20 protein-coding genes are annotated in these 25390 nt (G+C 70.1%); 16 read left to right on the top strand and 4 right to left on the bottom strand.

Going from position 1 to position 25390, the window contains the following annotated elements; translation table 11 throughout:
- Positions 1 to 197: 197 nt before the first annotated feature.
- The 9 genes from ACWD26_RS19485 (at position 198) to ACWD26_RS19445 (ending at position 10717) form a co-directional block, all read left to right on the top strand.
- On the top strand, positions 198 to 1232 hold the full coding sequence (locus ACWD26_RS19485; RefSeq protein ID WP_451271881.1) for a LacI family DNA-binding transcriptional regulator: 1035 nt from the start codon (positions 198 to 200) through the stop codon (positions 1230 to 1232).
- A 160-nt stretch (positions 1233 to 1392) separates the two neighbouring features.
- Positions 1393 to 2790, top strand: coding sequence for an ABC transporter substrate-binding protein (locus ACWD26_RS19480; protein ID WP_451271616.1), 1398 nt, complete (start codon positions 1393 to 1395; stop codon positions 2788 to 2790).
- A 1-nt stretch (position 2791) separates the two neighbouring features.
- Positions 2792 to 3724 (top strand): carbohydrate ABC transporter permease, encoded by a 933-nt coding sequence (locus tag ACWD26_RS19475; protein WP_451271614.1) that lies wholly within the window; start codon positions 2792 to 2794, stop codon positions 3722 to 3724.
- Entirely contained in the window at positions 3721 to 4647 is a 927-nt protein-coding gene (locus tag ACWD26_RS19470; RefSeq protein ID WP_451271612.1) for a carbohydrate ABC transporter permease, read from the top strand. The genes ACWD26_RS19475 and ACWD26_RS19470 overlap by 4 nt, the downstream gene beginning before the upstream one ends.
- Before the next feature lie 64 nt (positions 4648 to 4711).
- Positions 4712 to 6865 (top strand): beta-galactosidase, encoded by a 2154-nt coding sequence (locus tag ACWD26_RS19465; protein ID WP_451271610.1) that lies wholly within the window; start codon positions 4712 to 4714, stop codon positions 6863 to 6865.
- A gap of 41 nt (positions 6866 to 6906) precedes the next feature.
- Positions 6907 to 8712: an RICIN domain-containing protein gene (locus tag ACWD26_RS19460; protein ID WP_451271608.1), complete on the top strand. Its 1806-nt coding sequence runs from the start codon at positions 6907 to 6909 to the stop codon at positions 8710 to 8712.
- A 163-nt stretch (positions 8713 to 8875) separates the two neighbouring features.
- The gene (locus ACWD26_RS19455; protein WP_451271606.1) at positions 8876 to 9292 is read left to right on the top strand and encodes an ATP-binding protein; all 417 of its coding nucleotides are present in this window, start codon (positions 8876 to 8878) and stop codon (positions 9290 to 9292) included.
- A gap of 196 nt (positions 9293 to 9488) precedes the next feature.
- A complete protein-coding gene (locus ACWD26_RS19450; protein ID WP_451271604.1) occupies positions 9489 to 9791 on the top strand; it encodes an STAS domain-containing protein in 303 nt (100 codons plus the stop codon).
- Positions 9788 to 10717, top strand: a complete 930-nt coding sequence (locus tag ACWD26_RS19445) for an anti-sigma factor RsbA family regulatory protein (RefSeq protein ID WP_451271602.1) — start codon at positions 9788 to 9790, stop codon at positions 10715 to 10717. Before ACWD26_RS19450 ends, ACWD26_RS19445 begins: the two co-directional genes overlap by 4 nt.
- Here the strand turns inward: ACWD26_RS19445 and ACWD26_RS19440 are convergent.
- From ACWD26_RS19440 to ACWD26_RS19430, 3 genes are all read right to left on the bottom strand, one after another.
- Complete coding sequence (locus tag ACWD26_RS19440; RefSeq protein ID WP_451271600.1) at positions 10707 to 11432, bottom strand: restriction endonuclease; 726 nt, start codon at positions 11430 to 11432, stop codon at positions 10707 to 10709. The two genes, ACWD26_RS19445 and ACWD26_RS19440, sit on opposite strands and share 11 nt — an antisense overlap.
- Before the next feature lie 85 nt (positions 11433 to 11517).
- On the bottom strand, positions 11518 to 13944 hold the full coding sequence (locus tag ACWD26_RS19435) for a SpoIIE family protein phosphatase (protein WP_451271598.1): 2427 nt from the start codon (positions 13942 to 13944) through the stop codon (positions 11518 to 11520).
- Positions 13945 to 14020: 76 nt separating this feature from the next.
- Positions 14021 to 18292 carry a HAMP domain-containing protein gene (locus ACWD26_RS19430; RefSeq protein ID WP_451271596.1) on the bottom strand — a complete coding sequence of 1424 codons (4272 nt, stop codon included), beginning with the start codon at positions 18290 to 18292 and terminating at the stop codon, positions 14021 to 14023.
- Positions 18293 to 18665: 373 nt separating this feature from the next.
- Here ACWD26_RS19430 and ACWD26_RS19425 point away from each other — a divergent pair, with 373 nt between their 5' ends.
- Positions 18666 to 19337, top strand: a complete 672-nt coding sequence (locus tag ACWD26_RS19425) for a 2-phosphosulfolactate phosphatase (protein ID WP_451271594.1) — start codon at positions 18666 to 18668, stop codon at positions 19335 to 19337.
- 16 nt (positions 19338 to 19353) lie between these two features.
- Here the strand turns inward: ACWD26_RS19425 and ACWD26_RS19420 are convergent, their stop codons facing one another.
- Positions 19354 to 20514, bottom strand: coding sequence for a PQQ-dependent sugar dehydrogenase (locus tag ACWD26_RS19420; RefSeq protein WP_451271592.1), 1161 nt, complete (start codon positions 20512 to 20514; stop codon positions 19354 to 19356).
- Positions 20515 to 20865: 351 nt separating this feature from the next.
- Here ACWD26_RS19420 and pqqA point away from each other — a divergent pair, with 351 nt between their 5' ends.
- From pqqA to ACWD26_RS19390, 6 genes are read left to right on the top strand one after another with little or no spacing between them, the layout of a single operon-like run.
- Positions 20866 to 21003: a pyrroloquinoline quinone precursor peptide PqqA gene (pqqA, locus tag ACWD26_RS19415; protein ID WP_451271590.1), complete on the top strand. Its 138-nt coding sequence runs from the start codon at positions 20866 to 20868 to the stop codon at positions 21001 to 21003.
- A 9-nt stretch (positions 21004 to 21012) separates the two neighbouring features.
- Positions 21013 to 22002, top strand: a complete 990-nt coding sequence (locus tag ACWD26_RS19410; protein ID WP_451271588.1) for an MBL fold metallo-hydrolase — start codon at positions 21013 to 21015, stop codon at positions 22000 to 22002.
- Entirely contained in the window at positions 21999 to 22709 is a 711-nt protein-coding gene (gene pqqC / locus ACWD26_RS19405) for a pyrroloquinoline-quinone synthase PqqC (protein WP_451271586.1), read from the top strand. Before ACWD26_RS19410 ends, pqqC begins: the two co-directional genes overlap by 4 nt.
- The gene (pqqD, locus tag ACWD26_RS19400; RefSeq protein WP_451271584.1) at positions 22706 to 22975 is read left to right on the top strand and encodes a pyrroloquinoline quinone biosynthesis peptide chaperone PqqD; all 270 of its coding nucleotides are present in this window, start codon (positions 22706 to 22708) and stop codon (positions 22973 to 22975) included. Before pqqC ends, pqqD begins: the two co-directional genes overlap by 4 nt.
- On the top strand, positions 22972 to 24162 hold the full coding sequence (gene pqqE / locus ACWD26_RS19395; RefSeq protein ID WP_451271582.1) for a pyrroloquinoline quinone biosynthesis protein PqqE: 1191 nt from the start codon (positions 22972 to 22974) through the stop codon (positions 24160 to 24162). The genes pqqD and pqqE overlap by 4 nt, the downstream gene beginning before the upstream one ends.
- On the top strand, positions 24159 to 25385 hold the full coding sequence (locus ACWD26_RS19390; protein ID WP_451271580.1) for an amino acid ABC transporter substrate-binding protein: 1227 nt from the start codon (positions 24159 to 24161) through the stop codon (positions 25383 to 25385). The genes pqqE and ACWD26_RS19390 overlap by 4 nt, the downstream gene beginning before the upstream one ends.
- Positions 25386 to 25390 lie beyond the last annotated feature (5 nt).

The raw sequence follows: 25390 nt of genomic DNA, 5'->3' as shown, positions 1-25390 counted from the left end.
AGCAGGTCACCTCCGGGACCGGGCTTGTCGGAGCTCTTGACGCGACTCGTATGACTGCGTAGACATGACAGCGCAGACATGACTGCGCTGTCATGCGGTCGCGTCTGGCATCATCGGGTTCGACAGTGCGGTCACCGGGAGACACCATGACGCGAGGCGGAACGGGACGGGGAAGTGGCCCGTCGGCACCGAGCAGCATGGATGTCGCCCGGCTGGCCGGCGTCTCGCAGAAGACCGTCTCCAGGGTCTTCAACGACGAGCCGTACGTCTCCGCCGACGTCCGCCGACGAGTTCTCGAAGCCGCCGAGCAGCTCGGTTACCGGCGCAACAACGCCGCCCGGGCACTGGCCTCCGGACGGACCCGCTCGATCGGCGTGGTCACGCTGGGAACGGCCCTGTACGGACCCGCCTCACTCCTCATCGGCGTGGAGCGCGTGGTCCGCGACTCGGGATACGCGCTCCGCGTGGTCAACACCATGGAGGGCGACCCGGCAGGTCTCGCCGGTGCCATCGACTCGCTCCTCGACCAGGGCGTGGACGGCATCGTCATCTCCGAACCGATCGACGAACAGGCTTCGGGTGGCGGCGACTCCCTCCGGCTCGACGTGCCGGTCATCGCGCTCGGCGCACCGCCGCCCCCCGTCACGGCGCCGACGGTGCTGACGGCGGGGGACGGCGCCGAGCAGCTGACCCGCGCCGCCACCGAACACCTGCTGGCACTGGGTCACCGGACGGTTCACCATCTGGCCGGTCCGCAGCGGTGGTTCGCCGCCCGGGACCGACTGGAGGGATGGCGGGCGGCCCTGACCGCCCATGAGCGAGAAGTACCTCGGCCCGTCGAGGGCGACTGGTCGGCCGCGTCCGGGTACACGGCGGGGCGCGAACTGGCCCGGGACGGCGATGTCACCGCGGTGTTCGCCGCCAACGACGACATGGCCATCGGTCTGATCCGTGCGCTGGCGGAAGCCGGGCGGCGCGTCCCGCAGGACGTGAGCGTCGTCGGGTTCGACGACATTCCGGTCGCCGCGTATGTGACTCCTCCGCTGACCACGGTGCGCCAGCCCTTCGACGCCGTGGCACAGGAAGGCCTCAAGCGGCTCGTCCATGCCATCGAGAACCCCGACGCAGAGCAGCTGCCGTCGAGCGATCCGCCGGTCGACCTGATCGTGCGTGCCTCGACCGCGCCACCTCCGAGCCGGACGACCCCGGCTCGCGGGCGGCGTACCGCCTGACCCTCACCGCATCACTCTGAGCGCGACGGGCCCTCACCCGCATCCCACCCCTGCCGCCGCTCCCCTGTTCCGGCCTGGGCCCTGCCCAGGTCTTCCTCCGCCATGCCTCGCCACGCCCAGTCAGGCGTGCCGTCTTCCTCGTCTCCGCCGGGAGTTCACCATGCCCCGATCCACCTCCATGTCCGCGTCCGGCCCCTCCCCCATGAGCCGCCGACTGTTCCTCACCGCCACGGGAGCCCTGTCGCTGGGCGCGGCCCTCACCGCGTGCGGCGGCGGTGACTCCGGCGGTTCGCCGGGCTCCGCCGAGCCGGTCGGCCAGGCCGACATCGACAAGGCGATGAAGACGCCGACCGAGCTGACGTTCTGGACGTGGGTCCCGAACATCGCCAAGGAGGTCGCGCTCTTCGAGAAGAAGTACCCGGCGATCAAGATCAAGATCGTCAACGCCGGCCAGGGCACCCCGCAGTACACGAAGCTGCGGACGGCGCTCAAGGCGGGCGAGGGCGCCCCGGACATGGTGCAGATGGAGTACCAGGCCATCCCGACCTTCACGATCACCGACAGTCTGCTGGACCTGCGCCCGTACGGCGCCTTCGAGATCAAGGACACGTTCGTCGACTGGACGTGGGGGCAGGTCAGCGGCAGCGAGGGCGAGGTCTGGGCGATCCCGCAGGACACCGGTCCGATGGGCATGCTGTACCGCAAGGACATCTTCGACGAGCACGGCATCGAGGTCCCGGGGACGTGGGACGAGTTCGCCGAGGCGGCCCGCAAGCTGCACAGGGCCGACCCGGACGTGTATCTGACCAACCTCGCCGCGAACCAGCCCGCCGCCTGGCACGGGCTGCTGTGGCAGGCGGGCGCCAAGCCGTACGCCACGTCCGGCAAGAGCGACATCGCCATCAGCGTCGACGACGCGGTGTCGAAGAAGCTCGGCGAGTACTGGGGTGCCCTCGCCAAGGAGGGAGTGATCGCTGTCGAGCCGGACTTCACCGACGGCTGGTACGCGGCCCTGAACAAGGGCAAGTACGCCACGTGGCTCACCGCCGCCTGGGGCCCGGCGTTCCTCTCCGGCTCCGCCAAGGACACCGCCGGCCAGTGGCGGGCGGCCCCACTGCCCCAGTGGGACGCGAGCAAGCCGAGCTCGGGCAACTGGGGCGGCTCGACCACCGCCGTGATCCGCTCGACCAAGAACCCCATAGCGGCGGCCCAGTTCGCCCAGTTCCTCAACACCGACCCGGCGACGACGAAGATGTTCGCCACCGAGCAGTTCTTCTTCCCGGCGACCAAGGCCCTGCTCGCCGACCCGGAGTTCCTCTCGGACGCCCCCTCCTTCTACGGCGGCCAGAAGGTCAACGAACTGTTCGCCGACATCTCGTCCACGGTCGACGCCTCCTTCCAGTGGCCGCCGTTCCTCGACCAGGCGGCCACCGACTGGACGGAGACCGTCGGCAAGTCCCTCGCCGACAAGGGCGACACGGTGGGCGCGCTCGGCACCTGGCAGTCGCGGCTGACGACGTACGCGAAGAACCAGGGCTTCACGGTCAAGGGGAGCTGAGATGGCCTCCACCACCGCGGTCCTGGCCGAGAAGCGGCGCGGGGCCGGTCCGCCCCGCGCCGGCAGGCGCCGCCACGTGTCGAAGGGCCCCTTGTTCGTCGCGCCGTTCATGGTGCTGTTCGTGCTGCTGTTCCTCGCCCCGCTCGGCTACGCGGCCTACCTCAGCCTCTTCCAGGAACGCCTGATCGGCGGCACGGTCTTCGTCGGCCTCGACAACTACGTCCAGGCCTTCGGCGACACCCAGTTCCTCCACGGCGTCGGACGTGTCGCACTGTTCTTCCTGATCCAGGTGCCGGTGATGCTGCTGCTGGCGCTGCTGTTCGCGCTGGCGCTCGACAGTGGTCTGCTGCGGCTCGCCAAGGTGATCCGGCTCGGCATCTTCGTCCCCTACGCCGTGCCGAGCGTGGTCGCGACGCTGATGTGGGGCTATCTGTACGGCCCGGACTTCGGCCCGTTCGCCCAGCTCGGCCGGAACCTGGACCTGGCCGTCCCGGACTTCCTGAGCGAGAGCTGGATGCTCGGCAGCCTGGCGAACATCGTGACCTGGGAGTTCGTCGGCTACAACATGATCATCCTGTACGCGGCCCTACGGACAGTCCCCCAGGAGCTGTACGAGGCCGCCGCGATGGACGGCGCGGGCGCCTGGCGGATCGCCTGGTCGATCAAACTCCCGGCGCTGCGGCCCGCGTTGCTGCTCACCCTGCTGTTCTCGGTGATCGGCAGCTTCCAGCTGTTCAACGAGCCGAACCTGCTGATGAAGGTCGCCCCCGACGTCATCACCAGCTCCTACACCGCCAACCTCTACGCCTACTCCCTCGCCTTCACCGGTCAGCAGGTCAACTACGCGGCCACGGTCTCCTTCCTCCTCGGACTCGTCATCGTCGTCGCCTCCTACGCCGTGCTGCTGACCGCGAACCGCAGGAGGACCCCTTGACGACGACCACCCCGACAGCGGAGGTCGTGACCGTGGCCGAGCCGGTCGTCACCCCCGGGCGGCGGTCGACGGCCGGCCGCCGCAGCACTCCCCTGACCATCGCCATGCTGGCCGCCCTGGCCTACTTCCTCCTCCCCCTGTTCTGGCTGCTCATCGCCTCGACGAAGGACACCCGGGACCTGTTCAACACCTTCGGACTGTGGTTCTCGGACACCCCGCAGCCGCTGGCCAACATCAAGGCGACCCTCACCCAGGACAACGGCGTCTTCCTGAGCTGGCTGCTGAACACGGTGGTGTACTCGGTCGTCAGCGCGGTCGGCGCCGCGCTGCTGGCGGCGGCCGGCGGGTACGGGTTCGCCAAGTTCCGCTTCCGCGGCGACCGGGCCGCCTTCAGTCTGGTCCTCGGCGCGGTGATGGTGCCGACCACCGCACTGGCGATCCCCACGTATCTGCTCTTCGCCAAGGCGGAACTGGTCAACACCCCCTGGGCGGTGATCCTGCCGTCCCTGGTCAACCCGTTCGGTCTCTATCTGATGCGCGTCTACGCCGAGGACGCCGTCCCGGACAGCATCCTGGAGGCGGCGCGGATCGACGGTGCCGGTGAGGCCCGGATCTTCTTCGGGATCGTGCTGCGGCTGCTGGGCCCCGGTCTGGTGACCGTGCTGCTGTTCACCCTGGTGGCGACCTGGAACAACTACTTCCTGCCACTGATCATGCTCAACGACCCCGATCTGTACCCGATCACGGTCGGGCTCGCCAGATGGGCCGACCAGGCCCAGAACGGCGGCGCGGGCGCCAGCAGCGACATGCTCGCGCTGGTCGTGACCGGCTCGCTGATCTCGATCGTCCCGCTCGTCGTGGCCTTCCTGATGCTCCAGCGCTACTGGCAGAGCGGGTTGGCCGTCGGCGGCGTCAAGCAGTGAGCATCTATCCCCCCGCTCTCCCCTCCCTCACTCCCCCACTCCCGCTCCTCGGAGGTTTCCCTTCATGGCGGCTCTGCCTGCCCGCGTCCTGTTCGGTGCCGCGTACTACCACGAGTACCGGCCGCCCCACGGCACCGAACAGTCCGACGAACGCCTCAAGACCGACCTGGACCTGATGGCCGACGCGCACTTCTCCGTCATCCGGGTCGGCGAGTCGGTCTGGTCGACCTGGGAGCCGGAGAACGGCCGCTTCGACCTCGACTGGCTCCAGCCCGTCCTGGACGGCGCCCACGAGCGCGGCATCTCCGTCGTCCTCGGCACCCCGACGTACGCCGTACCGCCGTGGCTGGCCCGCCAGTACCCGGAGATCACCGGTGAGCGGCACTCCGGCGAGCGCATCGGCTGGGGCGCCCGCCAGGAGGTCGACTTCACCCATCCCGGCTTCCGGTTCCACGCCGAGCGGGTCATCCGGAAGGTCGTCGCCCGCTACGCCGGCCATCCGGCCGTGATCGGCTTCCAGGTCGACAACGAGCCCGGCCTGCACCTCTTCCACAACCACGGGGTCTTCCAGCGCTTCGTGGACCACCTGCGCGACAAGTACGGCGACGTGGAGACCCTCAACCGCGAGTGGGGCCTGGTCTACTGGTCCCACCGGCTGTCGACGTGGTCCGACCTGTGGACACCGGACGGCAACGAGCAGCCGCAGTACGACGTCGCCTGGCGGGAGTTCCAGGCCCGCCAGGTCACCGAGTTCATCGGCTGGCAGGCCGACATCGTCCGCGAGTACGCCCGGCCCGAGCAGTTCGTCACCACCTGCATCTCGTACACCCGGCAGGCGGTCGAGGACGACGAACTCACCGACCGCCTCGACATCGCCTCCGGCAACCCCTACTACGACATGCAGGACGGCCTGCTCCTGCCCGACCCCACGCCCGACGGCCACGAGCAGAAGTGGAAGACCACCGGCGTGTGGGCGCTGTACCAGACCGCCGACTGGATGTTCTCCTCCCGTCAGGAACCGTTCCTGGTCACCGAGACCAACGCCGGCTCGATCGGCATGGCCTGGGACAACCGCCCCGGCTACGACGGCCAGTGGCGGCAGGCCGCCTGGGCGCTCGTCGGCCGGGGTGCCCGGATGATCGAGTACTGGCACTGGCACACCCTGCACTTCGGCGCGGAGACCTACTGGGGCGGTGTCCTCCCCCACACCGGCCGCCCGGGCCGGACGTACACCGAACTGGCCGCGCTGGGAGCGGAGTTCGAGGCCGCGGGGCCACTCGTCGCCGGGCTCGAACCGGACGCCGACATCACCATGGTGTACTCGACGCCGAGCAAGTGGCTCATGCAGAAGTACCCGCCGCTCGGCAAGCCGGACGGCGAGCCCGACCCGGCCGCCTACCACCGGATCTTCGACCCCTTCTACCGGGGCGCCTTCGAGGCGGGCCGCCAGGTGCGGATCGTCCACAGCCGCCAACTCCACGACCCGCGCGGCGAGCGGGAGGGTCTGTCGCCGCGGGAGGCCGTCCTGCGCCATCCGGTCCTCGTCGTCCCCGCCCTGTACATCGCGGCCGACTCGACGCTCGACTGGCTCGCGGCCTACGCCCACGCCGGCGGCCACCTGGTCCTGGGACCGCGCACCGCCTACGCCGACCACGAGGCCCGCGCCCGCCTCGAGGCGGCCCCCGGCCGGCTCACGGACGCCGCGGGCGTCACCTACGACGAGTTCAGCAACCTCGTACGCGAGGTGCCCGTGCGCCCGGCGCCCGGCGCGCCACTCGGCCTCGCCGACGGCGCGACGGCGACCCGCTGGGCGGACGGGCTGACCGTCACCGACGCCGACGTGCTCGTCACATACGACCACCCCCACTTCGGGCGCTGGCCAGCCGTCACCACCCGCCGCCACGGCGAGGGCCGTGTCACCTGCGTCGGCACCGTGCCGGGTCGTGACCTCGCCAGGGCGCTGGCCGAGTGGCTGACGCCGTCCGCGCGCCACACATGGCGGGACCTCCCGGCATCGGTCACCGCGACGACCGGCACCGCACCCGACGGACGCCGGGTCCACATCGTCCACAACTGGAGCTGGGAGCCCGCGAGCACGCACACGCCGGTGGACCTGACCGACGTCCTGAACGGCACGTCCCTCGCGGCGGGGGCGTCGCTGGACCTCGGCCCGTGGGACGTGCGCGTGCTCGTCTCCGCCGGCGTCTTCGAGGCCTGAGGCCGCGGTCCATTCCCGAACCATCCCCTGAAGGAGGCGCCATGCGCAGAAGAAGACTCGGACAGGCACTGGGTAGCGTCGTCGGGGCATCGGCGATGCTCGTCATCCCCATGGCCAGTGCCCAGGCCTACAACCCGACCGGCGGGATCCTGTACCAGCTCGGGAGCGAGCCCTGTCTGAAGGGGCGGGGCAACTGCGCGATCTACCCGAAGTCGGCGGAGCTGCCGAGCGGGCGTCTGGTCGCGTCGTTCGAGAGGTCCACCGTCGTGCGGGCGACGGGAAGCGCCGACCGGCAGACCCTCCCGGTCCACAAGAGCGACGACCACGGCACGACATGGCAGCCGCTGTCCGAGGTCGAGGCCCCGGCGTACCTCTCCGACGACCCCCGGTACGCGAAGTACACGAGCAACTGGACGAACCCGTACCTGTACGTGCTGCCGCAGCGCGTCGGCAGGTTGAAGGCGGGGACGCTGCTCCTGGCGAGTGTCGTGTCGGGCGACGACGAGTACTACAAGGAACGCAAGGCGGCCGACCCCGACTGGACACCGAGCAACGACGGGGACCGCGGTGACATGGCGATCGCCCTGTACTCCAGCACCGACGACGGCGTGACGTGGAAGGTCCTCAACGTCGTGGCGACCGGCGGCTGGCAGGGCGGCAGCGCGGGCGCGGTCGGACAGAACATCGCCGACGCCAACAAGTACCGGCAGGTGGACCCCCTCTGGGAGCCGTACCTGATGGTCCACAAGGGCAAGCTCGTCTGCTACTACTCCGACGAGAACGACTACCTCGGCTTCGATCCGGCCACCGGCGTCCCGATCCTCGATCCGGCGAACGACACCGCCAAGGACTCGCACGGCCAGATCCTCGTCCACAAGACCTGGGACGGAAGCGGCGACCGATGGAGCGCCCCTGTCGTCGACATCGCCGGATCGACCCAGGACATGGGCGGCGGCAAGACGGAGATCGGCGGCGGCCGTCCCGGCATGACGAACGTCGTCCGCACGACGGACGGCAGATGGCTGCTCACCTTCGAGTACTGGGGCGGCGGAGCCAACACCCGGTACCGGATCGCGGACGACCCGCTGAAGTTCTTCCGCGGGTCCCCCACCGGCATGGGCGTCGACGCGCTGCCGGTCGTCGCCGGCTCCCGTCCGCTCGCGGCGGGCGGCAGCCCGGTCGTCATCGGGCTCCCCGACGGGCGTCTGGTCTACAACGCCGCCGGCAGCGGCAGCGTCTGGGTCAGCGAGAGCGGGCGCGGCGACGGCGTGTGGAAGGAGTACCAGACGCCTCTGGGCCCCGGTTACAGCCGCAACCTGCAGTACGTCGAGGGCACGGGCCGCATCGCGATCCTCCGGAACCAGGGCACCTCGACGCTCGCGTACGCCGAGGTCGACCTCGGCCGGTCGAAGGGCGCCTACCACCGGTTGACGAACCGGAAGACGGGCCAGGTGATCGGCACCGGGAACAACACCATCGACGCGAACCTCGGCAACGGCGACGTCCCCGACGTCGTCCTGGAGGACCCCGGATCGGCGGCGAACCAGGACACCCAGTACTGGCACGTCGTGAACCGGCCCGAGGGCGGTGTGACACTGCTCAACAAGTCGGGCGGCCGCGCGGCGGCGATCTGGACCGGCAACGCGACGGTCGGTCAGCGGATCGGCCAGTGGGTCGACGACAGCGCCACCGGCAGCTGGAACCTCGTCAGGACGGGCGACGGCCTTTTCAGACTACGGTCCGTCAAGAACGAGAACCTGTACCTGACCGGCGCCTTCGACGGTGCACCGCTCACCCTCCAGAACGCTCTCACGGACGGCTCCCAGGAGTGGAGGCTCACGCCGTAGCTTTTCAGCCGCCCGGCCACCCGGCCGTCCGACCGCCCGGGACCACTCGGGACCGCTCGGGGCGTCCACGCACGAGTTAGTCGGTGGACGGCACGTCTGCGAACGCAGATAGCGGGCACAGGGTGTGTACGAGGTCGATTCGGACGACAGGACGGGGAAGTCGGTGACGATCAAGGCGATGGGCTGGGCACATTCGTTTCCCGTGTCAGGAGGCGTGCACGCCGGCCGGCGGTGGACACGAAGGCAGTTGGAGTCCCTTCCATGGACCGCCGACGAACCCGAGACGGTGGACGCCGTCGTCCTGGCGGTGTCCGAACTGCTCACCAACGCACATGTCCATGCGCGCAGCGACGCGCATCTGATCCTCACCTGGGACGGCGACTGCCTTCATGTGAGCGTCCATGACGAGGACCCGACGCTGCCACGCCAGCGTCACCCGCGGGCGGGTGAGACCTCCGGTCGCGGGGTGGGCATCGTGCGGATGCTCGCCGACGAGTTGGAGATGAAGTGTCAACGGCACGGCAAGACCGTGTCGGCGTGCTTCCGCCCGGCCGGCGCCCACCGGCCGGGCGACCGCTGAGCGCCGCTTCACCCACGCGCGCGGACTCGTCTCGCGGATGGCTATACGATGACGTGTCCGTGGCTCGTCGTTTGTCGGTACGGTGAGCGTGGAGATGGTCGGAGCGCCGTTCAGCGGCATCTGAGGCAGGGGAGAGAATGTGGATGGCTCCCACGGCGTGGACAGGGCGGTCCCGGCGCCATCGCGTGGTGGCGCCGTGCTGGAGATCCGCCCGTTGTCCGGGCGCCCTGGGATTCGTGTCGCTGGAGAGATCAACGTGATCAGCCGTTCGTCCTGGGAACAGGCCCTGGAGGATCTGGCGAGCGCCCACCGCGACGTCTCCTTCGTGGAGTTGTCCGGTCTGATGCACATCGATGTGGGCGGCACGGCGGCGCTGGCGGTCACCGCGCAGGGACTGCGTAACGGCCGCATCGTCGTGGATCGTCCTCCGCCCGAGCTGGAGCGCATCCTGGACCTGTTCTGGCCTGGTCTTTCGATGATTGAGGTGGCGGGGCGATGAGTACGGCCACCAACAGTGAACCCTTTGTGCATCCCGCGCTGTTCTACCGGGGCGAGGAGCAGTACACGGCCGGCACGGTGCCGTTCCTGGTGGAGGGTCTGGCCGCCGGAGAGGCCGTCGCGGTCGCCGTTCCCGGCCCCAACCTGGAACTGATCAAGAAGGGGATGGGGGCGAGCGCCGCCGAGGTCACGTTCCTCGACATGACCCAGGCGGGCCGCAACCCGGGGCGGATCATCCCCGGTGTCCTGCGCGCCTTCGCCGACGCTCACCCGGCCGGTCGGGTGAGGATCATCGGCGAACCCATCTGGGCCGGCCGTTCGGCCGTGGAGTATCCGGCGTGCGTCCAGCACGAGGCCCTCATCAACGCGGCCTTCCAGGGCCGTGAGGTGACGATCCTGTGCCCGTACGACGCGGACGCCCTGGAGTCGGAGGTCCTCTCGGACGCCTTCGCCACCCATCCCGTCGTCATCGACGCCGGTGTCGAACTGCCCAGCGACGCCTACGATCCCGAGCGGATCGTCGCTCGCTACAACCAGCCGCTCACCTCACCGCCGGGAGCGCTGTCCCTGTCGTTCGACGCGGAGGCACTGCCGCAGGCCCGCTCCTTCGCGGTCCGGGAAGCCCAGCAGCTGGGCCTCGCCGGTGAACGGCTGCAGGATCTGACGCTGGCGGTCGCGGAGCTGACCACCAACAGCGTGGTGCACGGCGGTGGATCGGGGACGCTGCGGATCTGGGCCGAGGGCGAGCAGATCGTCTGCGAGGTCCACGACCGCGGCCGGCTGACCGATCCGCTGGCCGGCCGTCGGCCACCGACGCGCGACCAGTTGGGCGGGCGCGGCTTGATGCTCGTCCACTACATCGCCGACCTCGTACGTCTCCACACCGCCGAGGACGGCACCACCATCCGCTTCTACCTCAGCCGCTGACCTCGTCCCAGGGCCTGGGGCCCGTGCCGTCCGCCCATGCCCGGAGGGTCTCCCGGTCCACGCACACGATCCCGCACCGGTCGGCGTACTCCACCGCCGGCGTGGTGAAGTCGCTCGTGGTGACCAGCACGGCGACATCGGCTTCGTGGACGGTGAAGCACGTGCCGCCGAAGCGCTGAAGGTCCTGCGAGCCGACCCGGTGGGAGTCGCCGTAGTGCTTGCACTGGATGACGATCCGGCGCCCGTCAGGGGTCGCGGCCACGACATCGGCGCCCAGGTCACCGGCTCCTCCGACGACGTCGACGGCGGAGCAGCCGTCGCGTTCGCAGAGGGCGGCGATCGTCTCCTCGAACTCCGCGGGCGTCAGGGCGTCGTGATCCACGGCGGCCTCGGCGGCCGGGCGCTGAGGGGAGGCCGCGGGAGCCTCCAGTTCGTCGGCCGCCCTCCTCGCCGCCTCGTCCAGCGCCGCCGCGGCATGGCGTGCCGCTCTCGCCACGCGCAGCCGGCGGCGCCGCAGGCCCACGAAGCTCGCGACGGCCACGACGGCCAGCACGAACACCCAGGCCGGACGCCGCTCGACGGCGCCGGCCATGATGCGGGCCGTGAGGCTCAGGACGCTCACGACCACGGCGAGAAGGACGAAGAACAGGGTGGTTGAGCGAAGGTCGAACCGTTGCCGACGGTTCGGCGACGGACGACGCGCGGGTGCGGTCACGACAAGCCCCCCTCATGGGACGGTGGGAAGATCACTCCCCCGTCTGCCCAAGATCGGGATCTTCATCGCCGTGTGCGGTGGGGACCTAGACGACTCGGACGCCCACGACGCAGGTGTCGTCGTCCGTGTCGGACTTGCTGTGGGTGAGCAGACGGTCCAACTGCTGGTCCAGCGTGGACGGGACCGTGCGCGCGGCCGTCAGCAGCTGGGCCAGCGATTCCTCGACGGACCGGTCACGGCGTTCGATCAGGCCGTCGGTGTACATCAGCAAGGTGTCGTCGAGGGCCAGTTGGACCTCGTGTTCCTCGTACGCCGCCTCGGGCAGGGCACCGAGCAGCAGGCCCTTGACCAAGGGCAGCGGCGTCGCTTCGCCGCCGCGTACCAGGACGGGCGGGAGGTGGCCCGCCCTGGCCCAGCGCAGGGTGCGGTGGCCGGGGTCGTACAGGCCGCAGACCGCCGTGGCGGTGACGGCGCCGGTCAGATGGTGGGCCACCATGTTGAGCCAGGACAGCAGTTGGGCCGGTCCGGCGCCCGTCACGGCGAGGCCGCGCAGCGCGTTGCGCAGGACGACCATGCTGGTGGCCGCCTCGATGCCGTGGCCGGCGACGTCTCCCACACACAGCAGCACCAGCTTGGACGGCAGCACGACCGCGTCGTACCAGTCGCCGCCCACCAGGTTCTGGGTCTCCGCGGGCCGGTAGCGAACGGCCACGCGCAGTCCCGGGGCCTCCAGCGGGGCCTGCGCCGGGGGCATGATCGCGTGCTGGAGCTGGAGCGTGAGCCGGTCGCGTTCGCTCGCCTGCTGCTCGGTGTGGGCGAGCTGGTCGCGGGTGGCGGCGAGGGCGACCTCCGTCCAGTGGTGGGCGGAGATGTCCTGGTAGGCGCCCCGTACGACGAGCAGCCGGCCGTCGGAGTCGAGGACCGGCTCGGCCACCACGCGGATGTGCCGGGTCACGCCGTCGGGCCGCTGGAGCCGGAAGTCCGCGGACGCGGGGCGGCGGTGGTGCAGCAGTGTGCGCAGGAACCTGCCGATGGCGACGGCGTCGTCGGGGTGGGCGTGCGCGGCCAGCTCCTCCAGCGGGACCGGGCCGCTGGCGGCGGACTTGCCGTAGAGGCTGTAGAGCTGGCCGTTCCAGGTGATCTCGCCGGTAAGGAGGTTCTCCTCGAAACCGCCGATGCGGCCGAGGCGCTGGGCGTGCTGCAGCAGGCTCGCCAGCCGTGCCGTCTCGTCCTCTATGCGCCAGATCAGCAGGACACTGCCGCCGTGCCGGCTGATGTTGAGGTCGGCGACCGCCGCCAGCGGGACATCGTCCACCAGGGCCGTGAGCCGCATACGGCGGGCCCGGAACGGCTCACCCGTGGCGTAGACGCGTTCGATCTGCTCGAACAGCTCGCCCTCGCCGGCGGCCATGGGGTACGCCTCCAGCAGCAGGGCACCGTTGACGACACCGCGTGGCCGCCCGGCGGGGTCGAGGAAGCGGCTGTTGACGTGGTGGACGCGGAAGTCGATCAGTTCCCCGTCGGCGTCCAGATGGGGGACGAGGACCAGCGCGGGGTCGTGCAGGCCGTCGGCCAGGTCCATCAGTTCGGCGACGTCCGGCAGGACCCCGGGCCGTGTATTGCCATCGGCGTGATGGGGCGGGTAGGTCTCCAGCGTGTGTGCGCACAGCTCGGCCAGGGCCTCGACCTGACGGACGATCTGCGGGGACTGGGGTTCCAGCGGCGTGGGCCAGACGATTTCCAGCACTCCGTGGATCCGGCCGCCGGTGCCCGCGGGTACGGCGGCCCGGCCACCGCCCGGGTGGTGGTGCCGGCCGATGGAGGGCAGGCCGGTCTCGGACAGGCTGGCGATCCACTGACCCGTTCGCTCGCCGAGCCCGTGACGGGCCACGGTCGCCACGCCCGGCGGCACATACCGCCAGCGTGCCGCCTCGGCGGCCGAGAAGCCGGCGCTGCCCGCCAGGGTGAGGGATCCGTCGGCGCCCAGCGCCCAGATGGCCACGGCCTCCGCGCCGAGCGGCGTCAGCGCGTGTTCGAGCAGGGAGTCGGCCACGGCCTGGGCGTCGTGGGCGGCCAGAGCCCCGCTCTCGGCGGTCCGCAGTCGTACGGCGAAGGAGTCGCTCCCCGGCGGGTCAGGGGTGTCGCCGCGGCGCGCCGTCGTCGCGAGGAAGGCGGTCGTCACTTCGGAGAGCCGGTCACGCGCGGCCTGGTTGATGACCTCGACGGCGAATTCGAGGAGGGTCACGCCCGCTTGCTCGGCCAGCTCGGCGAGTTGCCGTGCCGCCTGGGACGGCCCGCACCCGAGCCGCTCGACGAGGATGCCCTTGGCCAGCTCGATCACGGCACGCCCGTCCGCTTCCGCCTGGGCCGCCCGCACCTCGCGGCGCAGGCGCTCCACGGTCGCGGCGAGTCTGCCGACGGGGGAAGGCTGCCCCTTCGGGTCACCGGCGGGCGACTCGCTCGTCGAAGCCCCTGAGTCCTGCGGCTCGGCCCGTTGTGGGGGATTGCTCACGATCGACCTGTTCCTCGGTTCGGGCGTCCAGGGACACCACGCGGTCGGCTGGTGCACGCGGTGGCGTGACTGCCCGTCATACGGACAGCCGACGTCGGACGCGGCCGATGAGGTCATGGGCGTCGACCGGCTTGGTGACGTAGTCGTCGGCGCCCGACGCGAGGCTCTTCTCCTGGTCGCCGGGCATGGCCTTCGCGGTGACGGCGATGATGGGCAGGTCGGCGTACTGCGGCATCGCGCGGATCTCGGCGGTGGCGGTGTAGCCGTCCATCTCCGGCATCATCACGTCCATCAGGACCAGCGAGACGTCCGGATGAGCGAGCAGCATCTCGATGCCCTTGCGGCCGTTCTCGGCGTGCAGGACGTGGAAGCCGTGGAGTTCCAGCATCCCGCTCAGTGCGAAGAGGTTGCGTGCGTCGTCGTCGACCACGAGCACCGTACGGCCGGCGAAGGCGCCGTCGACGACCTGGGCGGGCGGCCGCTGGGACTCCTCGGCCCGTACCAGGGACAGTACGTCTCCCGGCTCCTCGGCGGACAGGTGCAGGGTGATCCGTTCGCGCAGCTCGTCCAGGCTGGAGAGGAAGTCCAGCGGGCGTCCGTCCGCACGCGCGCGCAAGGTCCGCTCGTGCTCCAGGTCCACACGGTGACCGGTGTGGACGAGTACGGGCACGCCGGCCAGCGCCGAGTCACCCTCCATGGCCTCCAGCAGCCGGGCGCCCTCGTCGTCGGGCGTGCCGAGTTCGAGGACGACGCAGTGACAGGGTTCGGCGGCCAGTGTGCTCGCCGCTTCCTGCGCCCCGATCGCCGTGATGATGTCGATCGCCCCGCGCGGGTCGTCGGGGTCGGGCGCGATGTCGGCGACCGCGCGCTCGGCGACGAGGGTCAGCAGTCCGCGCGGGCGGTCCTCGACGACGAGCAGGCGACGTCGGCGCTGCTCGGGCGCGGCGGGGGAAGCGGCGTCCGGCCGGGAGGCGGACGGGAGTTCCCGGCCGGTGTTGTGCGGGTGCTCCGCCGGGAGGCCGCCGCCGTCGAGCACGTCCTCGTAGTCGGCGCGTGCCACGGGGAGATAGAGGGTGAAGGTGCTGCCCTGTCCGGGGGTGCTGTCGACCGTGACGGCTCCGCCGAGGAGATGGGCGATCTCCCGGGTGATCGACAGGCCGAGACCGGTGCCGCCGTACTTGCGGCTGGTGGTGCCGTCCGCCTGCTGGAAGGCCCCGAAGATCGTCTCCAGCTGCTGCGGGAGGATGCCGATGCCGGTGTCCTTCACCCGGAAGGCCACGACGGGACCGCCGCGCAGGACGCCGGTGGGGACCTCCCGGTCGGCTGCGGGTTCGATGCGCAGGGTGACACCTCCCTGTTCGGTGAACTTCACGGCGTTCGACAGCAGGTTGCGCAGGATCTGCCGCAGCCGGGAGTCGTCGGTGAGCAGGTCGGCGGGGGTCCCCGGAGCGGTGGCCACCGTGAAGTCCAGGCTCTTCTGTGTCGTCATCGGCCGGAACGTCGCCTCGACGTACTCAAGGAGCTTGCGCAGAGGGACCCGCTCGGGCGTGACGTCCATCTTGCCCGCCTCGACCTTCGACAGGTCGAGGATGTCGTTGATCAGCTGCAGCAGGTCCGAGCCCGCCGAGTGGATGATGCCCGCGTACTCGACCTGCTTGGGCGTGAGGTTGCGCGAGGGGTTCTGCGCCAGCAACTGGGCCAGGATCAGCAGGCTGTTGAGGGGGGTGCGCAGTTCGTGGCTCATGTTCGCCAGGAACTCCGACTTGTACTTCGACGCCAGGGCCAGCTGCTGTGCGCGCGTCTCCAGCTCCTGCCGGGCCTGTTCGATCTCCAGGTTCTTGGCCTCGATGTCGCTGTTCTGTGAGGCCAGGAGGGAGGCCTTCTCCTCCAGTTCGGCGTTGGAGCGCTGCAGTTCGTCCTGCTGCACCTGCAACTCCTCCGAGCGTGCCTGGAGTTCGGCGGTCAGCCGCTGGGACTCCCCCAGCAGTTCGTCGGTGCGCGCGTTGGCCACGATGGTGTTGAGGTTGACGCCGATGGTCGGCATCAGCTGGGCGAGGAAGTCCTGGTGGATCTGGGTGAAGCGGGTGACGGAGCCCAGTTCGATGCAGCCGAGGACCTGGTCCTCGACCACGATGGGCAGCACCACCAGGGCGCTGGGGACGGCCTGCCCGAGACCGGAGGAGATGGTCACGTAGCCCGGCGGCAGCTCCTCGACGCTGATGGGACGCCGGTTGCGCGCGGCCTGTCCGACCAGCGAGCGCCCGACGGGGATGCGGTCGGGCCGGTCGGTGTCGTCGGGGTAGCCGTACGAGCCCACCAGCCACAGTTCGGGGCCGCGCGCGGTGTCCTCGGCGAGGTAGAAGGCGCCGTACTGTGCCGAGACCAGCGGCGCGAGTTCGTCCATGATGAGTTCGGCGACGACGGGCAGCTCGCGGTGGCCCTGCATCAGGCCGGAGATCCGGGCGAGGTTGGTCTTCAGCCAGTCCTGCTCCTGGTTGGCCCGGGTGGTCTCGCGCAGGGACTCCACCATGGAGTTGATGTTGTCCTTGAGGTCGGCGACCTCGCCGGACGCCTCCACGGTGATGGAGCGGGTCAGGTCGCCCTCGGCGACGGCGCTGGTGACCTCGGCGATCGCGCGGACCTGGCGGGTGAGGTTCCCGGCCAGTTCGTTGACGTTCTCCGTCAGCCGCTTCCAGGTGCCCTCGACACCTTCCACCTCGGCCTGTCCGCCGAGCCGGCCCTCGCTGCCGACCTCGCGGGCGACGCGCGTGACCTCGGCGGCGAACGACGACAGCTGGTCGACCATCGTGTTGATCGTGGTCTTCAGCTCCAGGATCTCGCCGCGGGCGTCGACGTCGATCTTCTTCGACAGGTCACCGCCCGCCACCGCCGTCGTCACCAGGGCGATGTTGCGGACCTGGCCGGTGAGGTTGTTGGCCATGGAGTTGACGTTGTCGGTCAGGTCCTTCCACGTGCCCGCGACGTTCGGCACGTGGGCCTGGCCGCCGAGACGTCCCTCGGTGCCGACCTCGCGGGCGACGCGGGTGACCTCGTCGGCGAACGCGGAGAGTGTGTCGACCATGGTGTTGATGACGTCCGCCAGGGCGGCGACCTCGCCCTTGGCCTCGACCGTGATCTTCTGGGACAGGTCGCCGCGCGCGACGGCCGTGGCGACCTGGGCGATCGAGCGGACCTGGCCGGTCAGGTTCGACGCCATCACGTTGACGTTGTCCGTGAGGTCCTTCCAGGTCCCCGACGCGCCCCGGACGATGGCCTGTCCGCCCAGATTGCCCTCGGTGCCGACCTCGCGGGCGACGCGGGTGACCTCGTCGGCGAAACCGGAGAGCTGGTCGACCATCGTGTTGATGGTGTTCTTCAACTCCAGGATCTCACCACGGGCATCCACCGTGATCTTCTGCGACAGGTCGCCCTGAGCGACCGCCGTGGCCACCTGGGCGACATTGCGGACCTGCGCGGTGAGGTTGCCCGCCATGAAGTTCACGGAGTCCGTGAGGTCGCGCCAGGTGCCCTTCACCCCCTGGACGTCCGCCTGCCCGCCGAGCCGTCCCTCGGTGCCGACCTCGCGGGCGACGCGGGTGACCTCGTCGGCGAAACCGGAGAGCTGGTCGACCATCGTGTTGATGGTGTTCTTCAACTCCAGGATCTCACCGCGGGCATCCACCGTGATCTTCTGCGACAGGTCGCCCTGAGCGACCGCAGTGGTCACCTGGGCGACGTTGCGGACCTGGGAAGTGAGGTTGCCCGCCATGAAGTTGACCGAGTCGGTCAGATCGCGCCAGACACCGCCGACGCCGGGCACCTGGGCCTGTCCGCCGAGCCTGCCCTCGCTGCCGACCTCACGGGCGACGCGCGTGACCTCGGCGGCGAACGACGACAGCTGGTCGACCATCGTGTTGACGGTCTCCTTCAGCTGCAGGATCTCGCCGCGCGCGGGGACGTCGATCTTCTGCGACAGGTCTCCCCTGGCGACCGCGGTCGCCACCTGCGCGATGTCACGCACCTGTGTGGTCAGGTTGCCCGCCATGGCGTTGACCGAGTCGGTCAGGTCGGCCCAGGTGCCCGAGACCCCCGGCACCTCGGCCTGACCGCCGAGGGTGCCCTCGGTGCCCACCTCGCGCGCCACCCGCGTCACTTCCGAGGTGAACACGGACAGTTGGTCCACCATGCCGTTGAAGACCGTGGCGATGTCGCCGAGCAGGCCCTCGCCGTCGGACGGCAGCCGGGTGCCGAAGTCGCCGTCCCGTACGGCGGTCAGTCCGGCCAGAAGCCGGCGTAGCTCCTGGTCGCCGGGGACTCGGTCGACGGCCTCGATCGACTTGCTGCTCATGCGCACCCTCGTTCCGCTCCCCAAGAGCCCTCGCGCCGAGGACTCGGAACCCGCGCCGGGCCGTGAAAGGCCCGCTCACCGACCGCGTTTCCGCTGTGCGCGGACCGGTCGGATGAGAAAATCCGGTGAAGGTTAACTCAGTTGTCTTCCGACAACCAAAGCCTGGTGGGGAGCGTTCGATCGCCCCGAAAGAGCACCGCCCTGGGTGGAATACACGGCCAGGAACGGGGCACTCGGAACGGTTCGGCACCGCCGGGGAAGAGCCGCTGGAGGTGCGGGCAGCCAGGGCCGGAGGTGCCGCACTCCGAGACCGTCGATGTGATGCGCGTCACCGCCGGGGCGCCACGGGTCGGGCATGCGCGATCATGACCGGATGGACGCTCGTTTCCTCGGCATCGCCGAGTTGGCCGAAGCCCCGTCCGTGGCGGTCGTGGTCGACGTCATGCGTGCTTTCACGGTGGCCGCCTGGGCCTTTGCCCAGGGGGCGGAAAAGATCGTTCTGGCCGAGTCGCTGGACGAAGCCCTGGCGCTCAAGTCTCGCCACCCGGACTGGATGGCGCTCAAGGACGGTCCGCCCGCGTCCGGCTTCGACACCGTCAACTCGCCGGGCCTGTTGCGGTCCATGGACCTCGGCGGACGGACCGTTGTGCAGAAGACGACGGCAGGGACGGTGGGCGCCCTCGCGGTCAAGGAGGCGTCGCTGGTGCTGTGCGCCGGCTTCGTGGTGGCGGAGGCCACGGCTCGGCTCTTGCGGACGCGCGAGTGCGACAGTGTCACGTTCGTGGTCACCGGCGAGGACGGTCTCGCCGATGAGGATCTGGCGTGTGCTCAGTACATCGCCCGGAGGGCCACCGAGGCCGGGACGGATGCGGCCGAGTTCCTCCGCCGCGCCGGCGAGTCGCGCGCCGCCGCCGAGCTGGCGGAGGGTGTGCGTCAGGGAGTCCATCCCGACGACGTCGCACTCTGTCTTGAACTCGACCGGTTCCCCTTCGCCATGGTGGCGACCTTGGAAGACTCACTCATGGTCCTCCGCCGAGTCGAATGATCCCCGCGGCGCCCACTTACCGCAGGTCGACCTGGAACACCTTGTCCGCTCCGTCCGGCTCGCCTCCGTTGTTGTCGGCGTTGGTGGTGGACAGCCACAGGGCGTTCTTGCCGGGGACCTTCTCCACCGTGCGCAGCCGGCCGTACTGGGTGGTGTAGTAGGCGACGGGGGTACCGGCGCTGGTGCCGCTGACCGGAATGCGCCACAGCCGCTCGCCACGCAGCGCCGCCATGTACAGGGCTCCGTCGGCGTACGCGACCGCGCTCGGGGAGGCCTCGCTGACGGTCCACTGCCGCTTGGGACTGGTCATGCCGGAGGTGGAACAGCTGCCCTCGCAGACCGGCCAGCCGTAGTTCTTGCCGGACTCGACCAGATTGAGCTCGTCGTACTTGCTGTTGCCGAACTCGGCCTCCCAGAGCCTGCCTTGGGCGTCCCAGGTGATGCCCTGGGGGTTGCGGTGGCCGAGGGAGAAGACGAGTGTGCCGAACGGGTTGCCGGGGGCGGGCTTGCCGTCCTTCGTCATCCGCAGGATCTTCCCGTTGAGGGAGTTCCTGTCCTGGGCGAGGTTGCTGTTCTGCGCGTCGCCCGTGGTGGCGTAGAGGTGGCCGTCCGGGCCGAACTCGAGGCGACCGCCGTTGTGGTACTTGCTCTTGGCGATGCCGGTGACGAGCACCTTGTAGCCGCTGAGCGAGGAGCCGTCGTACGTCATCCGGACGATGCGGTTGTCGGAGGCCGCCGAGTGCATGAGGTAGACGTAGTGGTCGCTGTTCCAGTTCGGTGAGACCGCGATGCCGAGAAGGCCGCCCTCGCCGCTGGTGGTCACGACATTGGGCACCTTGCCGATCTCGGTCCTCGTGCCCGCCTGGGTGAGCTTGAAGAGCTTGAAGGAGTCCCGTTCGGTGACGAGCGCCGACCCGTCGGGCAGCCAGCTCAGGCCCCAGGGAACGGTCCAGCCGGACGAGACCGTTCGGATGGCCGAAGGGACCGAGGCGATACCGCTGTCGGTTCGGTTGTCGGTGCTGCTGTCGGTTCGGTTGTCGGTGCCACTGTCGGTGCGGCTGTCGGTGCCGCTGTCCGTTCGAGCCGTGGCGTTTCCGGCGCCGGCCGCCGTGCCGAGCAGACCGGCGGTCAGCGTGGCCGCGGCAGCGGCCGATGTGATGGTTCGGAATCCGCGCATGGGCGAGCTCCTCGCTGTGGGGGGTGTCAGGAAGCCGTAGGGGAACCAGAACCTGATGGGTAATCAGCTCTCCCGGAAGGTAGGAGGTATGCGAGGGAGGGTCAAGGGCCAATGAGGCCAAAGGTTCATACCTTCGCCGTCGGCTCAAACTGCCCCCACTCTCTCAGCAGCGACTTTGTCAACCGATCCGACAGCGACTGACCTTGGGATGCTCGCTTTCGGCCAACAAGAGATCGGAGCACTTTTCTGCCGACCCATTGACCCGGGCGGCCGAGGCTCGCGATTCTGCAACACAGCACAACCTGGCCACGAGGCACACCCGTCCCCCACATCGGAAGGCAGGTACGGCCCATGACCGAATCCGTACAGCAGGTGATGGAACGTCAGGCGCCGCCCGTCGACGAAGAGGCATCGAGCTGGCAGACCCCCGACTTCGTGGTCGTCGAGACCGCGCTGGAGGTCACCGCCTACGCCCTGAGCAACCGTTAGTCCGCCGCCGTGCTGCTGCACGTGCTCGGCACCGCGGCGGGCGGTGGCGTACCCCAGTGGAACTGCGCGTGCCCCGGCTGCTCCGGGGCACGCGCCCACCCCACCTGGCGCCGCCGCCACGCCTCACTCGCCGTACAGGCCTGCGAGGACCGCTGGTTCCTCATCAACGCCACACCGGACATCGGCGACCAGATCGAGGACTGCCCCGAACTCCGTCCCGGCCCCGTCTCCGCAATCCCTCCCGTCTCTGTCTCCGCAATCCCTCCCGCTCCCGGCCCCGTCCCCGTCGCTTCCGGCTCCCAGCCCGTTTCGCGGCGGACCCCCATCGCCGGGCTGGTCCTCACCGACGCGGAACTCGACCACACGCTCGGCATCGCCCGCTTACGCGAAGCCGGTGCCGGCGGACTGGAGTTGCTCGCCACCGGTCCCGTACGCGAGGCACTGCTCACCGGGCTGCGTCTGGAGGCCGTCATCGGTCCGTACACCCCGCTCGCCTGGCGCGAACTGCCCCAGGAGCGACCCGAACCGCTCACCGAGGACTCATCTGTCACGATCAGCGCGATCCCCGTCTCCGGCAAACGCCCCCGCTATGCGAGGGACCTGTCCGGTCCGGGAGGCGAGGACTGGGTCGTGGCGCTGCTCCTCACCGACCGCGCGACCGGAGCGAAGGCCGTCTACGCGCCCGCACTGGCCGCCTGGCCGGACGCCCTGCGGTCCGCTGTCGCCGAAGCCGACTGTGTGATCGTCGACGGCACCTTCTGGGACGACGAGGAACCCCGGCGCACGGGCATCTCCACCCGCACCGCGACCGGTATGGGGCACCTCCCGATCGACGGGCCGGGCGGCACCGCGGAGCGCCTGGCTCCGCTCCGCGCCCGCTGTCTCTACACCCATCTGAACAACACGAATCCCCTCGTCGATCCGAGCGCGCCGCAGCACAAGCGGCTGGCCGACCGGGGCATCGAGGTGGCCGGAGACGGAATGGTGATCCGACTGTGAGCGCAGCCAACGGCACGGGTACCGCGACGGCCTTCGAGCAACGGCTGAGAGCCGTGGCCCGGGACCACTACCACGACCGCCATCCCTTCAACGTACGTATGCACCAGGGCGAGTTGACCCCTGAGGAGCTGCGCCGCTGGATCCTCAACCGGTTCCACTACCAGCGGCACATCCCCGTCAAGGACGCCCTGGTCCTGGCCAAGCTGGACACCCCGCGGCTCCGCCGCATGTGGCTGCGGCGGATCGAGGAGCACGACGGCCGGGCGGAGGGAGAGGGCGGCATCGAGCGGTGGCTGAGGCTGGGCGAGGCGGCGGGGCTCGACCGGTCCGAGCTGCTGTCCGGCGAGGGAGTACTGCCCGGGGTACGGCTGGCGGTGGACGGATACGTCAACTTCTGCCGGCTGCGCTCCCCGCTGGAGGCCGTCGCGGCGTCCCTCACCGAGCTGTCCGCGCCGGACATCATGCGCACGCGCATCGCCGCGTTCGAGCGTCACTACCGGTGGATCGACGCCGACGGTCTCGACTATTTCCGATCCCGCGAGACCCAGGGCCGCCAGGACAGCGGCGAGGCGCTGGGCCTCGTCCTGGACTGGGCCCGTACCGAGGCCGACCAGGAGCGTGCCGTGACAGCCCTCGCCTTCAAGTGTGACGCGTTGTGGTCGCTGCTCGACGCGATCGACCACGGCGACCGGAAGGAGCGGCAGTGACCGCGACCGTGACCGGATGGCGGCCGGCCCTGGCGCGCTCGGTCGTGCTCCGCCACGACCGGGTGCGCCGGGCGGACCTGTTGGTCCTGCCGGAACGTGTGGTGGTCCTCGGTGGACGGGCCGCGGATGTCCTGCGGCTGTGCGACGGGCAACGGCATGTGGACGAGATCGTCGAGGAGTTGGCGGCACGTTTCCCGGGCGCCCCCGTGGCGGCCGAAGTCCCCCGGTTCCTCGACCGCGTTCGCGAGGAGGGCTGGTTACGATGACCAGTCCGCCGCCGGGCTCGGCTCCGCCGGCCCCCTGGGCCCTGCTGGCCGAACTCACCCACGCCTGCCCGCTGCACTGCCCCTACTGCTCCAACCCCCTGGAGCTCGCGCGCCGTTCACGCGAACTCTCCACAGAGGAATGGGACGACGTGTTCCGGCAGGCGGCGGACCTCGGCGTCGTGCACACCCATCTCTCCGGTGGCGAGCCACTGCTCCGCCGCGATCTCACGGCTGTTGTCGCCGCCGCCGAGGGGGCCGGGATCTACACCCAACTGGTCACCAGCGGCGTCGGGTTGAGCGCGGCGAGGATGTCCGCGCTCGTGTCCGCCGGGCTGCGCAGCGTCCAACTGTCGGTGCAGCACGCGGATCCGGTGGCATCCGACCGGATCGCCGGTCACCGGTCGTTCGAGGCGAAGGAACAGGCCGCCGCTCTCGTGCGCGACGCCGGCCTGCCGCTGGGCCTCAACGTCGTCCTGCACCGCGACAACCTCGACGCCGTCGACGCCGTCGTGGACCTGGGTGTGGCCTGGGGTGCCGAGCGGATCGAACTGGCCAACGTCCAGTTCCACGGGTGGGCCCTGCGCAACCGCACTGCGCTGCTGCCCACCCGTGACCAGCTGTCCCGCGCCCGGGAGACGGTCGAGCGCCGACGGGAGCAACTGGCGGGCAGCACCGAGCTGGTGTGGGTGGTGCCGGACTACTTCGACGGTGTGCCGAAGCCGTGCATGGGCGGCTGGGGAGCGGTGTCACTGACCGTCGCCCCGGACGGCGCCGTCCTGCCGTGCCCCGCGTCCGGGGAGCTGCTGGGCCCGGACGTACCGAACGTACGCGACCGGTCCCTGGAGTGGATCTGGAACAGTTCCCCGGCCTTCGACCGCTACCGCGGCACCGAGTGGATGAGCGGGCCCTGTGGTGGCTGTCCCCGCCGCGAGATCGACTTCGGTGGCTGCCGCTGTCAGGCCCACGCCCTCACCGGTGACGCCGCCCGCACCGACCCCGCCTGCGCGCTCTCCCCCGACCACGCTCTCGTACGCGCCCTGGCGGAGACGCCGCGCACCGTGTCGGAGCAGCCGCGCACCCTGTCGGAGCAGCCGCGCGCCGTTCCCCCGTCCGCCGACGCCTCGCGCTACGTCTACCGCGGGCCCGATCGCCACCACACGGAAGTCACGAGGGGTGTCACGCGATGACCGGAAAGCACCGCAGACAAGTAGGGGTCGCCGTCGGCACGCTCGCCCTGGTGCTCGCCGCCAGTTCCTGCGGCTCGGGCCCCGGTTCCCCGGATTCGGCCGACGACCCCATCGTGATCGGTGTCTCCTTACCGCTCACCGGCGACTTCTCCGAACCCGGCAAGGGCGTCGAACGGGGCTACAAGGCCTGGGCGAAGATCGTCAACGACAAGGGCGGACTGCTGGGCCGCAAGGTCGAGTTGAAGATCCTCGACGACCAGTCCAACGCCGACCGCGTCGTCTCCGACTACGAGCAGCTGATCGGCAGGGACGAGGTCGACCTGCTCTTCGGGCCGTTCTCCACCCGGCTCGTCGTCCCGTCCGCGCGGGTGGCCGAGGAATACGGGATGCTCTTCGTCGAACCGGCGGGTGCGGCCCCGGAGGTGTTCCAGCAGGGCTTCAAGAACCTCTTCTACGCGGCACCGGCCGTCGCGAACGACCACTACGACCACCTGGCCGACCACATTTTGGCCATGCCTGAGAGCGAGCGCCCGAAGACGGTCGCGTACGCCGCCATGGACGACCCCTTCGCCCAGGGGACCGCCTACGGGCTGAAGGAGAAACTGGAGAAGGGCGGCGTCAGGACCGTCGCCGACGAGGTCTACCCGCCCAACACCACCGACTTCGGCAACATCGCCGCCAAGATCGCCGACTCGAAGGCCGACATGGTGGTGGGCGGCACCCAGTACCAGGACGGCGTCAACCTGATCGTCGCCCTCCAGCAGCTCGACTACCAGCCGAAGCTGGCCGCCTTCTCCACCGCGCCGACCGAACCGGAGTTCGCGAAGGCCGTCGGCGACAAGACCGAGGGCATCCTCGCGCCCACCGGCTACACCCAGAAGGCCGACTACCCGAGCAACAAGGAGTTCGTCGAGAAGTACACCGAGCAGTTCGGCAAGGCGCCCGAGGAGGACGAGGCCAACGCCTACACCACCGGTCAGGTGGTCGCCGCAGCCGTGGAGGCCGCCCAGTGCGCGTCCCAGGACCCGGACTGCCAGAGCGAGCTGGTGAAGTGGCTGCGTGGCAACCAGGTCGAGACCGTCGTGGGGCCGCTGAAGTGGGACGACAAGGGCCGTCCGCAGAGCGCGCACATGATCCAGCAGTGGGTCGGCGGTGAGATCCAGATCGTGCTCCCCGACACGGAGAAGGAAGCCGACCTGATCTATCCGAAGCCGAAGTGGTGAGGCCG

This window comes from Streptomyces sp. NPDC002787, assembly GCF_053592095.1.
The sequence above is the reverse complement of the archived record's forward strand: the minus strand, read 5'-3'. Positions and strand labels throughout refer to the sequence as shown.